General features: G+C 71.6%; 10 protein-coding genes. 7 read left to right on the plus strand and 3 right to left on the minus strand.

What is annotated here, in order from left to right:
* Positions 1-61: 61 nt before the first annotated feature.
* Entirely contained in the window at positions 62-559 is a 498-nt protein-coding gene (locus ACFU3E_RS37695; protein ID WP_384169120.1) for a GNAT family N-acetyltransferase, read from the minus strand.
* 71 nt (positions 560-630) lie between these two features.
* Between ACFU3E_RS37695 and ACFU3E_RS37700 the strand changes: the two genes are divergently transcribed.
* Together ACFU3E_RS37700 and ACFU3E_RS37705 are read left to right on the plus strand one after the other, a co-directional pair.
* On the plus strand, positions 631-1,533 hold the full coding sequence (locus ACFU3E_RS37700; protein WP_384169123.1) for a TIGR01777 family oxidoreductase: 903 nt from the start codon (positions 631-633) through the stop codon (positions 1,531-1,533).
* A gap of 283 nt (positions 1,534-1,816) precedes the next feature.
* Entirely contained in the window at positions 1,817-3,223 is a 1,407-nt protein-coding gene (locus ACFU3E_RS37705) for an NAD(P)/FAD-dependent oxidoreductase (RefSeq protein ID WP_384169126.1), read from the plus strand.
* 72 nt (positions 3,224-3,295) lie between these two features.
* Here ACFU3E_RS37705 and ACFU3E_RS37710 read toward each other — a convergent pair whose 3' ends face one another.
* Complete coding sequence (locus ACFU3E_RS37710; protein WP_384169129.1) at positions 3,296-4,774, minus strand: regulator; 1,479 nt, start codon at positions 4,772-4,774, stop codon at positions 3,296-3,298.
* 238 nt (positions 4,775-5,012) lie between these two features.
* Between ACFU3E_RS37710 and lipB the strand changes: the two genes are divergently transcribed.
* From lipB to ACFU3E_RS37730, 4 genes are all read left to right on the plus strand, one after another.
* Complete coding sequence (gene lipB, locus ACFU3E_RS37715) at positions 5,013-5,831, plus strand: lipoyl(octanoyl) transferase LipB (protein WP_384169132.1); 819 nt, start codon at positions 5,013-5,015, stop codon at positions 5,829-5,831.
* Positions 5,832-5,905: 74 nt separating this feature from the next.
* Complete coding sequence (gene lipA / locus ACFU3E_RS37720; protein WP_384169135.1) at positions 5,906-6,871, plus strand: lipoyl synthase; 966 nt, start codon at positions 5,906-5,908, stop codon at positions 6,869-6,871.
* Between the two features lie 262 nt (positions 6,872-7,133).
* Positions 7,134-7,337 (plus strand): hypothetical protein, encoded by a 204-nt coding sequence (locus tag ACFU3E_RS37725; RefSeq protein WP_384169138.1) that lies wholly within the window; start codon positions 7,134-7,136, stop codon positions 7,335-7,337.
* A 74-nt stretch (positions 7,338-7,411) separates the two neighbouring features.
* Positions 7,412-8,113: a DUF4191 domain-containing protein gene (locus ACFU3E_RS37730; RefSeq protein WP_384169141.1), complete on the plus strand. Its 702-nt coding sequence runs from the start codon at positions 7,412-7,414 to the stop codon at positions 8,111-8,113.
* An 82-nt stretch (positions 8,114-8,195) separates the two neighbouring features.
* Here the strand turns inward: ACFU3E_RS37730 and ACFU3E_RS37735 are convergent, their stop codons facing one another.
* Positions 8,196-8,663 carry an RDD family protein gene (locus ACFU3E_RS37735; protein WP_384169144.1) on the minus strand — a complete coding sequence of 156 codons (468 nt, stop codon included), beginning with the start codon at positions 8,661-8,663 and terminating at the stop codon, positions 8,196-8,198.
* A gap of 210 nt (positions 8,664-8,873) precedes the next feature.
* Here ACFU3E_RS37735 and glnA point away from each other — a divergent pair, with 210 nt between their 5' ends.
* Entirely contained in the window at positions 8,874-10,283 is a 1,410-nt protein-coding gene (gene glnA, locus ACFU3E_RS37740) for a type I glutamate--ammonia ligase (protein ID WP_384169147.1), read from the plus strand.
* The last annotated feature ends 47 nt before the right edge of the window (positions 10,284-10,330 follow it).

Below are 10,330 nucleotides of genomic sequence, written 5' to 3' on the forward strand. Positions count from 1 at the left end.
GTCCTTGCACGAGGAGCGACCTGATCGGTCGCTCCTCGTGCAAGGACCGCTCGGCCCCGCCTCACAGGAAGCGCCCCATGAACACGTCGTCGACGTACGTCCCGTCGAGCAGGAACTCCTCCGGCAGGATCCCCTCGACCACGAACCCCTCCGCCTCGTAGAGCGCCCGGGCCGGGGTGTTGTGCCCGAGGACACGCAGGGTCACGCGGCGGGCGCCGCGCCGGCGGGCCTCCTCGACGGCGGCCCGGACCAGGGCCCGGCCGACCCCCAGGCCGCGCGCCTCCTCGGCGACGGCGAGGCCCTGGATCTGGCGGACGTGCCGGTTCGAGTCGAGCGGGGTGGGGAAACCGAGGTGGAGATAGCCCGCGAGACGGTCGCCGAGCTCGGCGACCAGGCAGTCCTCGGGGGTGTGCCGCTCGCTGAAGAAGGGACGGTACGGCGGCTGCGGCTCGGGCATCACCGCGTGCAGGTGCGACCAGGTGAGCCGGTCGAGCAGGGCCAGCTCGCCGTCGTCCCCGGGCCGGGCGGCGCGGATGCGCGGTACGGGGAGCTCGGGCATGGGCGTCACCCTACGGCGAGCGGATCAATGCCTTGCAAGGGTTTTACGGAGCCACCCGGCAGGATGGGTTCATGGAACATTCAAGAATCGCGGTGGCGGGTGCGTCGGGCCTCATCGGCAGCGCCCTGGTGCGGTCCCTGACCGCGGACGGACACGAGGTGCGCCGCCTGGTGCGCGGCACACCCGGCACGGCCGGAGAGATCCGCTGGGACCCCGAGGGCGGGCAGGTGGACGCGGCCGGGCTCGCGGGGTGCCACGCGGTGGTGAACCTGGCGGGGGCCGGCGTCGGCGACCGGCGCTGGAACGAGGCCTACAAGCAGCGGATCCGCGACAGCCGGGTGAAGGGCACGGCGGCCCTCGCCGAGGCGGTCGCCTCGCTGGACGCGAAGGACCGGCCGCGGGTTTTCGTCAACGGCAGCGCCATCGGCTACTACGGCGAGACCGGGGACCGGACGGTCGACGAGAGCGCGCCCGCGGGAGAGGGTTTCCTGCCCTCGCTGTGCGTGGAGTGGGAGGGGGCCACCGCCCCCGCCCAGGAGGCCGGCGTCCGCACGGTGGTCACGCGGACCGGGCTGGTCGTCACCCGCGAGGGCGGCGCCTGGGGGCGGCTGTTCCCGCTGTTCCGGGCGGGGGCCGGCGGGCGGATGGGCGACGGGCGGCAGTACTGGTCGTTCGTCGCGCTGCACGACGAGGTCGCCGCGATCCGGCATCTCATCGACACCGACGGCCTGTCCGGGCCGTTCAACGTCACCGCCCCGAACCCCGTGACGAACCGTGAGGTCACGGCGGCGATGGGACGCGTGCTGCACCGCCCGACGCTGTTCCCGGTGCCCGCGGCCGTCCTGCGGACCGTGCTCGGCGAGCTGGCCGGGGACGTCCTCGGCAGCGCCCGGGTGCTGCCGGCGCGGCTGCTGGAGTCCGGCTTCCGGTTCGCCTTCCCGGAGGTCGAGGGAGCGATCCGGGCGGCGCTGTGAGGCTCCCGGCCCCCGCCGGTCCGGGCCCCGGCGACGCACACCGGCCGCCTGTCCGGGATCCGACCGGCCGTTCCGAGACAGCTCCCCGAAGCCGCACACCAGCCCCCTGCGACCACTTGATACCCACAAGGCTTCCGTATGCGACCGCTGTGCGACCGTGCCCTGCCGATGCGCGACTCCCGCTGACCGATCACGGCCCTACCCTCGACCAGAACTCGCGTATCCCTGCGGCCTGTTGAGGGCATGACGTCTCCAGCGCCCGCGCAACCTCGAGGAGGGGCACGTGCTTGAGCCCGCGTACCAGGCGGACGTGGTCGTCGTGGGGGCCGGGGTCGCCGGACTCTCGGCCGCGCACCGGCTGACCAGCGCAGGAGTGACGACCATGGTCCTGGAGGCCGCCCACGGGGTCGGTGGCCGTATGGCGACGGAGAAGGTCGACGGCTTCCGGCTCGACCGGATCGGCCAGTTGCTGTCCACGGCGTATCCCGAACTACGGCTGACACCCGGTCTCGACGGGCTGGTGCTGCGGCCCTTCACGCCCGGTGTCCTGCTGCACGGCGACGGGCGCCACCACCGCGCGGGCGTCCAGCCGGGCGCACGGGGCGCACGGGGCGCACTGCACGCGGTACGCGCGCTGGCGAGTGCCCCCCGGCCGCCGTCCGCGCCCAGGCCGCCCAGGCGGCCGGTGGCCGTGCCGGGGCGGCAGGTCTCCGTCCCCCGGAGCCGGTCCGGCGCCCCGCTCGGCACGGCCGTCGACCAGGCCCGGCTGGGTGCCGCCCTGACCCGGCTGGCGGGTACACCGGCCGAACGGCTGCTGGCCCGCCCGGAGTTGCCGGCCGGTGAGGCCCTGGCAGCACGCGGGCTGCCCGCCCGTACGATCGACGGGTTCCTGCGTCCGCTGCTCGCCGCGCTGCTGTGCGACCCGGGCCTGGCGACGTCCAGCCGGTGCGCGGACCTCGCGCTGCACGCCTTCGCACGGGGCAGGCTGTGCCTGCCGGAGGGCGGCGCGGAGGCCCTGCCGGAGTTGCTGTCCCGCACGCTGCCGCCGGGCACGGTGCACACCGGCGTACGCGTCACCTCCGTCTCGACGACCTCGGTGACCACCGCGGAGCACGGCGAGATCCGGTGCCGGGCGGTGCTGGTGGCGACGGATGCGCGCGCCGCCGCCGAGCTGCTGCCCGGTTTGCGGGTGCCGGAGTTCCATCCGGTGACGGTGGTGCACCACACGACGGACGAGCCGCCGGGGACGGGTGCGTCGCTGCTGCTCGACGCGGATCTCGGCGGTCCGGTCGCGCACACGGCGGTGGTCAGCCAGGTCGACCCGTCCCGGGCTCCGGCGGGGCGGGCGCTGGTGTCGTCGACGGTTCTCGGGCGGCCGCCGGGGGATGTCGACACGGCGGTGCGCATACATCTGGCGCGGCTGTACGGGGTGTCGACGGCGCGGTGGGAGACGCTGGCCGTGCATCGGACGGTCGAGGCGGTACCGGCGATGCGGCCGCCGCATGACCTGCGGCGGCCGGTGCGGTTGATCGCCGGGCTGTACGTGTGCGGGGATCACCGCGACACCAGTACGGTCCAGGGCGCTTTGCACTCCGGGCATCGGGCGTCGGCGGCGATCGTGGCCGACCTGGGGGCGGGGCGGTCGATGCATGTCGCCGATCCGGTGCCGACCGTGCCGCGGGCTGCGTAGGGGACCCGTCGGCTGCGGTCGGCTGCGGGCGCGTGGGGGTTGTTCGCGCAGTTCCCCGCGCCCCCGAACACCTCACCCCAAGGCCGCTACTTTGTCGCGGTAAGTCCGCACTGGAGCCGCGTCCCTGTACGGCTCCAGCCTCCGCTCGAAGTCCCGCACGTACTCCACCGCCCGTACCGAGCGCATCTCCGCCGCCTGGCCGGCCGCTTCCGCGGCGAGCTGGCAGGCCTGGTCGAGTTCGCCGAGGCCCAGGCGGGCGGTGGCGAGGACCACGCGGCAGAAGAGGCGGCTGCGGGCGTAGGACGGGGCCCGGAGCTGGAGCGAGCGCTCCGCGTGCTGGGCGGCGGCGCGGAACTGCTGCAGGTCACGGTGGCAGTGGCCGAACTCGTCGGCGAGCTGGGCCTCGTCGAAGAACTTCGCCCAGTGCGGGACGTCGTCCCCGGGCCGGGCCGTCTCCAGAGCGCGCTCGGCCCGCACCAGGGCCGCGGTGCAGGCCCGGACCTCGCCGAGCACCCCGTGCCCGCGCGCCTCGGAGGCGTGCAGCAGGGCCTGGACGACGGGCGGTCCTGAGGTGCCGACGCCCTGCTGGGCCACGCGGGCGAGCTGGACGGCCTCCCGCCCGTGCCCGAGATAGACGGCCTGGCGGCTCATGGTGACCAGCACGTACGCCCCGTAGGTCCGGTCCCCCGCCGCCTGGGCGAGCCGCAGCGCCTGCACGAAGTAGCGCTGGGCGAGTCCGTGCGCGGCGATGTCGTACGAGGTCCAGCCCGCGAGCCGGGTCAGGTCGGCGGCGGCGCCGAACAGCCGGCGGCCGGTCTGCTCGCCGTAGGTGCCGCGCAGCATGGGCTCGCACTCGTGCTCCAGGTAGCGCACCAGGGCCTGGCGGGCGTGGCCGCCGCCGTAGGCGTCGTCGAGGGTGCGGAACAGCTCGCCGACCGAGCGCAGGGCGGCGATGTCCCCGGCGGTGACCCTCTGGCCGGGCCCGCGCTCGGCCTGGCCGCGCTGGCGGGGCAGGGGCGGCCCGCCCTGCTCGGTCGTGGCCGCGGGGCGCAGGGCGGGGCGGCCCTGCGCCGGGATACGGGCGGCGGCCGGCTCGCCCCGGGCGACCTTCTCGTCGGCCCGGCCGATCAGCCAGTCGCGGCTGGGCACGACGAGCCCGGCCGGGGTGAAGGCGATCTTGCGGAGCTCGGCGTGGCTTCCGGAGTCCTTGCGCCACAGCCCGCTGACGATGTCGACGGCCTCCTCGGGGGTGGCGGCGAACTCCAGCCCCGCGTAGACGGGCGCGCAGGCGTCCAGGCCGAGGTCCTGGGCGGTGAGGCGGCGGCCCAGGCGCCGGGTGAAGACCTCGGCGATCAGGGCCGGCGTGGTCCCCCTGGGCTGCTGACCGCGCAGCCACCGGGTGACGGATGTCTTGTCGTATCTCAGATCAAGCCCGTGTTCGAGACCGAGCTGGTCCACGCGACGGGCGAGTCCCGCGTTGGAGAACCCCGCTTCTGCGATGAGCGCGGCGAGCTGTCGGTTGGGGGTGCGCTGCGCGGGTCGTTCCGTCATGGTGCGGTGCGGTCTCCTGCCTTCCGGTGCTGGTGATGTGCCGGATTGCCTGTGAGCAGGCCTTTTGGCTTGCTGGACGGCGCGAATGTAGCGGAGAGTAAACACCCCATCACACATTTTCCCGGACATTCATCCGATCGTGTGAGGATTGACCCCGGGACTGACGCGTCCGGGCCGGACGTACAGTGGCTTGGGCGCGCTACGTGCCTGATACACCCGTCTGAGGGAGGCGCTTGCCGTGAGTGAGTTGCGGTTCGTCCGCATGGGATTCGGTGACGAGGCCGTCGAGTACCAGGAGGCGTGGGACGAGCAGCGCCGGGTGCACGCGGCGCGCTTCGCCGACGAGATCCCCGACACCGTGCTGCTCCTGGAGCACCCGCCGGTCTACACGGCCGGACGGCGCACGGCGGACAACGAGCGGCCCCTCGACGGCACGCCCGTCATCGACGTCGACCGCGGCGGCAAGATCACCTGGCACGGCCCCGGCCAGCTGGTCGGCTACCCCATCCAGAAGCTCCCGCGCCCGGTGGACGTCGTGGCGCACGTACGCCGCCTGGAAGAGGCCCTGATCCGCACCTGCGCGGACTTCGGCCTGGAGACGAGCCGGGTCGAGGGCCGCAGCGGTGTGTGGATCCTGGGCGACCCGGTCGAGGAGCGCCCCGCACTCGGCGGACTGTCGCTGGACTTCGACCCCCGGCTGCACGACGAGGAGTTCGACCCGCGCATGAACGGCCCGGAGTACGCGCCGTCCAACGCGGGACAGCGCCGCGAGGACCGCAAGATCGCCGCGATCGGCATCCGCGTGGCCAAGGGCGTCACCATGCACGGTTTCGCGCTCAACGTGAACCCCGACAACAAGTGGTTCGACCGGATCATCCCGTGCGGCATCCGCGACGCGGGCGTCGCCTCGCTGGCCGGCGAGCTCGGCCGGGACGTGACGCTCGAGGAGGTCCTGCCGGTCGTCGAGCGGCATCTGCGGGAGGTCCTGGAGGGCGCGGAGCCGAAGCCGCGGGAGATCGAGAAGGCACCGGCGACCGTCAGCCCGTCCGGCGTGTAGGACGAGCCGCCGGGTTTCAAATCAACGGGCGTACCCTTGAGGACGCCGAAGAATCAATCGCTAGGGAGCCGGTCGTGTCCGCAGTCGCACCCGACGGACGCAAGATGCTGCGCCTGGAGGTCCGCAACAGCCAGACCCCCATCGAGCGCAAGCCCGAGTGGATCAAGACCCGGGCGAAAATGGGTCCCGAGTACACCGCGATGCAGAAGCTCGTGAAGAGCGAGGGCCTGCACACGGTCTGCCAGGAAGCCGGCTGCCCCAACATCTACGAGTGCTGGGAGGACCGCGAGGCGACCTTCCTCATCGGCGGTGACCAGTGCACCCGGCGCTGCGACTTCTGCCAGATCGACACCGGCAAGCCCGAGGCGCTCGACCGCGACGAGCCCCGCCGCGTGGGCGAGTCCGTGGTCACGATGGACCTGAACTACGCCACGATCACCGGCGTCGCCCGCGACGACCTGGAGGACGGCGGCGCCTGGCTCTACGCCGAGACCGTGCGCCAGATCCACCAGCAGACCGCGGGACGCGAGGCCGGCCGCACGAAGGTCGAGCTGCTGGCTCCCGACTTCAACGCGGTCCCCGAGCAGCTGGAGGAGGTCTTCTCCTCCCGGCCCGAGGTCTTCGCGCACAACGTCGAGACCGTTCCGCGGATCTTCAAGCGCATCCGCCCCGGCTTCCGCTACGAGCGCTCCCTGAAGGTGATCACCGAGGCGCGGGACTACGGCCTGGTCACCAAGTCGAACCTCATCCTCGGCATGGGCGAGACCCGCGAGGAGGTCAGCGACGCGCTCAAGCAGCTGCACGAGGCGGGCTGCGAGCTGGTCACCATCACGCAGTACCTGCGGCCCTCCGTGCGGCACCACCCGGTGGAGCGCTGGGTGAAGCCCCAGGAGTTCGTGGAGCTCAAGGAGGAGGCCGAGCAGATCGGCTTCTCCGGCGTGATGTCCGGGCCGCTGGTGCGCTCCTCGTACCGCGCCGGGCGGCTCTACGGGATGGCCATGGAGAAGCGGGAAGGGCACATCGCGGCGCAGGCCGTCTGACGAGCCGTCACCACCCCTGCGCATCACGCGCGGGACAAGCGTGTGAATTCGCGCACAAGAGACTACCCGCTGGTAGTGACCGATTTGGCGCGGTCCTGACCGTCCTCGCAGATGAGGGCACATGTCAGGACCGCGTCGGCGTTCCACCGTTCCCCGCCAGGGCTTCATGGGTGTTTGACCGGCCGGTCACGCCCTGGTAACACCAATCAGTGACGCTGAACTCACAGCACGTACACCCGTCACCCGAGGGGGGACCTCACCCATGCAGGCCGCGCCGCCCGTCCGCGCCACCGCGATCCCGTCCTTCTCGACCGCACTGCGTGCCGTCGAGTCGCTGCTGATGAGCAGCGGTCAGCGCACCGCCCGCCGCAACGCCTGGACCTCCGTGCTGGAGGACCGCCGTCGCGCCAAGGACCGGGTCGAGACGCAGCGCGTCCTCGAGCAGTCGCCGTCCGTCCGTCCCTGACCCCGGCCCTCGCCCAGGGGCCCCCGCGGGCACTGCCGTCGTCGGCGCTTGTGGGGCCACGTAGACTTCGTGGCATGGCGAGGAAGGAACCTGCAGCGGACGCTGCGAATCCCGGGCGACTGAAGCAGATCGCTCTGACCTACAAGATGACCCGCAAGGCCGACAAGAAGATCGGTCTTGTACTCGCGGCAGTCGGAATCGTCACCTTCGGTGTCTTCCTCGCGATCGGTTTCTTGATCGGTCACCCCATCTATCTCGGCATCCTGGGCCTCCTGCTCGCCTTCCTCGCGTCGGCGATCGTGTTCGGGCGCCGGGCCGAGCGGGCCGCCTTCGGGCAGATGGAGGGACAGCCCGGTGCCGCGGCGGCGGTGCTCGACAACATCGGCCGGGGCTGGACGACGACCCCCGCCGTGGCGATGAACCGCAGCCAGGACGTGGTGCACCGGGCGGTCGGCAAGGCCGGCATCGTGCTGATCGCCGAGGGCAACCCGAACCGGGTGAAGTCCCTGCTGGCCGCCGAGAAGCGGAAGATGAACCGCATCGTCGCGGACGTCCCGGTGCACGACCTGGTCGTGGGCACGGGCGAGGGCCAGGTCGAGCTGAAGAAGCTGCGGACGACCATGCTGAAGCTCCCGCGCGTACTGACCGGCCCGCAGGTCACGGCCACCAACGACCGGCTGCGCGCCCTCGGCGACCTGATGAGCAACATGCCGCTGCCGAAGGGGCCGATGCCGAAGGGCATGCGGCTGCCCAGGGGCGGGCCGAAGGCTCGCTGACACCCCGCACACGACATGAACGAGGGGCGCCCGGACCACCGGGCGCCCCTCGTTCATGTCGGTTCGCTCACGTCGGGCCGTGTCAGATGCGGACCTCGACCGTGCCCGCCAGCCGGTCGTGGAGGCCGCGGCCGTCGCGGTCCCAGATCAGGGCGGGGATCGCGAGGAAGAGCAGGACCGTGCGCAGTGCCGCGCGCCACGGGCTGACCCGGCCGGTGTCCAGGGCGAGCACCCGCAGGCCGAGCATGCGCTTGCCCGGGGTGAAGCCGACCGTACCGACCGTGAGGACCATCAGCGCGAACAGGATGAGCGGCGCCCAGATCTGCGCCGCCTCGTTGTAGCTCTGCGTGATGAGACCGTATGCGATCAGGAGACACAGGCCCCAGTCGACGGCGAGGGCGCCGAGCCGGCGGCCCGGGCGGGCGATCGAGCCGGGTCCCTCCTCGGGCAGACCGAGCTGCTCACCCCGGTATCCGAAGTCGACGCCGGCCTCTTCCGCGGCCGCGCGGGGCCCGGAAAGCCACGATCCGAGTGCTTGCCTGTTGTCCACCCGTCCACGGTACTGCGCCCGTAAATGACCAGGGCACGGCGGGGTGTGTCCGGGCTACGGTGGGAGGTGAGCTGGTTAACTTGTGCGAAACAAATGAGTCACGCCCGAGAAACCACCCGTCCCTAGGGTCGAGGTCAGCGTGTGCCACCCGCACTGGCCGCACGAACGAACTACCACCCCGGCGGGACGGTCGGGAGTAGGAGGAGCTGGATGTTCCAGAACGCCGACGAGGCCAAGAAGTTCATCGCGGACGAGGACGTCAAGTTCGTAGACGTCCGGTTCTGCGACCTCCCGGGCGTGATGCAGCACTTCACGGTGCCTGCGGAGGCGTTCGACGCTGACGAGGAGCTGGCCTTCGACGGCTCCTCGATCCGGGGTTTCCAGGCCATTCACGAGTCCGACATGGCGCTGCGCGCTGACCTGTCGACCGCCCGGGTCGACCCGTTCCGCCGTGACAAGACGCTGAACATCAACTTCTTCATCCACGACCCGATCACGGGCGAGCAGTACTCCCGCGACCCGCGCAACGTGGCGAAGAAGGCCGAGGCCTACCTCGCGTCGACCGGTATCGCCGACACGGCGTACTTCGGCCCCGAGGCCGAGTTCTACGTCTTCGACTCCGTCCGCTTCGCGACCAGCGCGAACGAGTCCTTCTACCACATCGACTCCGAGGCCGGCGCCTGGAACACCGGTGCCCTGGAGGACAACCGTGGTTACAAGGTCCGCTACAAGGGCGGCTACTTCCCGGTCCCGCCGGTCGACCACTTCGCCGACCTCCGTGCGCAGATCTCCCTGGAGCTGAACCGGGCCGGCCTGCAGGTCGAGCGCCAGCACCACGAGGTGGGCACCGCCGGCCAGGCCGAGATCAACTACAAGTTCAACACGCTGCTCGCCGCCGCCGACGACCTCCAGCTCTTCAAGTACATCGTGAAGAACGTGGCCTGGCAGAACGGCAAGACCGCGACCTTCATGCCGAAGCCGATCTTCGGTGACAACGGCTCGGGCATGCACGTCCACCAGTCGCTGTGGACCGGCGGCCAGCCGCTCTTCTACGACGAGGCCGGTTACGCGGGCCTGTCGGACACCGCCCGCTACTACATCGGCGGCATCCTCAAGCACGCCCCGTCGCTGCTGGCCTTCACCAACCCGACGGTTAACTCCTACCACCGCCTGGTGCCGGGCTTCGAGGCACCGGTGAACCTGGTGTACTCGCAGCGCAACCGCTCCGCCGCGATGCGTATCCCGATCACGGGCTCGAACCCGAAGGCCAAGCGCGTCGAGTTCCGCGCGCCCGACGCCTCCGGCAACCCGTACCTGGCCTTCTCGGCGCTGCTGCTCGCGGGCCTGGACGGAATCAAGAACAAGATCGAGCCGGCCGAGCCGATCGACAAGGACCTGTACGAGCTGGCTCCCGAGGAGCACGCGAACGTCGCGCAGGTCCCGACCTCCCTCGGCGCGGTCCTGGACCGCCTGGAGGCCGACCACGAGTTCCTGCTCCAGGGTGACGTGTTCACCCCGGACCTGATCGAGACGTGGATCGACTTCAAGCGCGCGAACGAGATCGCGCCGCTGCAGCTGCGTCCGCACCCGCACGAGTTCGAGCTGTACTTCGACGTGTGATCGACGCCTGACCGAGGCATCACGCCCGCGCCCCCGCTGTCGTTCCG

It is taken from the genome of Streptomyces sp. NPDC057424, from assembly GCF_042803315.1.
In the GTDB taxonomy this organism is placed as follows: domain Bacteria; phylum Actinomycetota; class Actinomycetes; order Streptomycetales; family Streptomycetaceae; genus Streptomyces.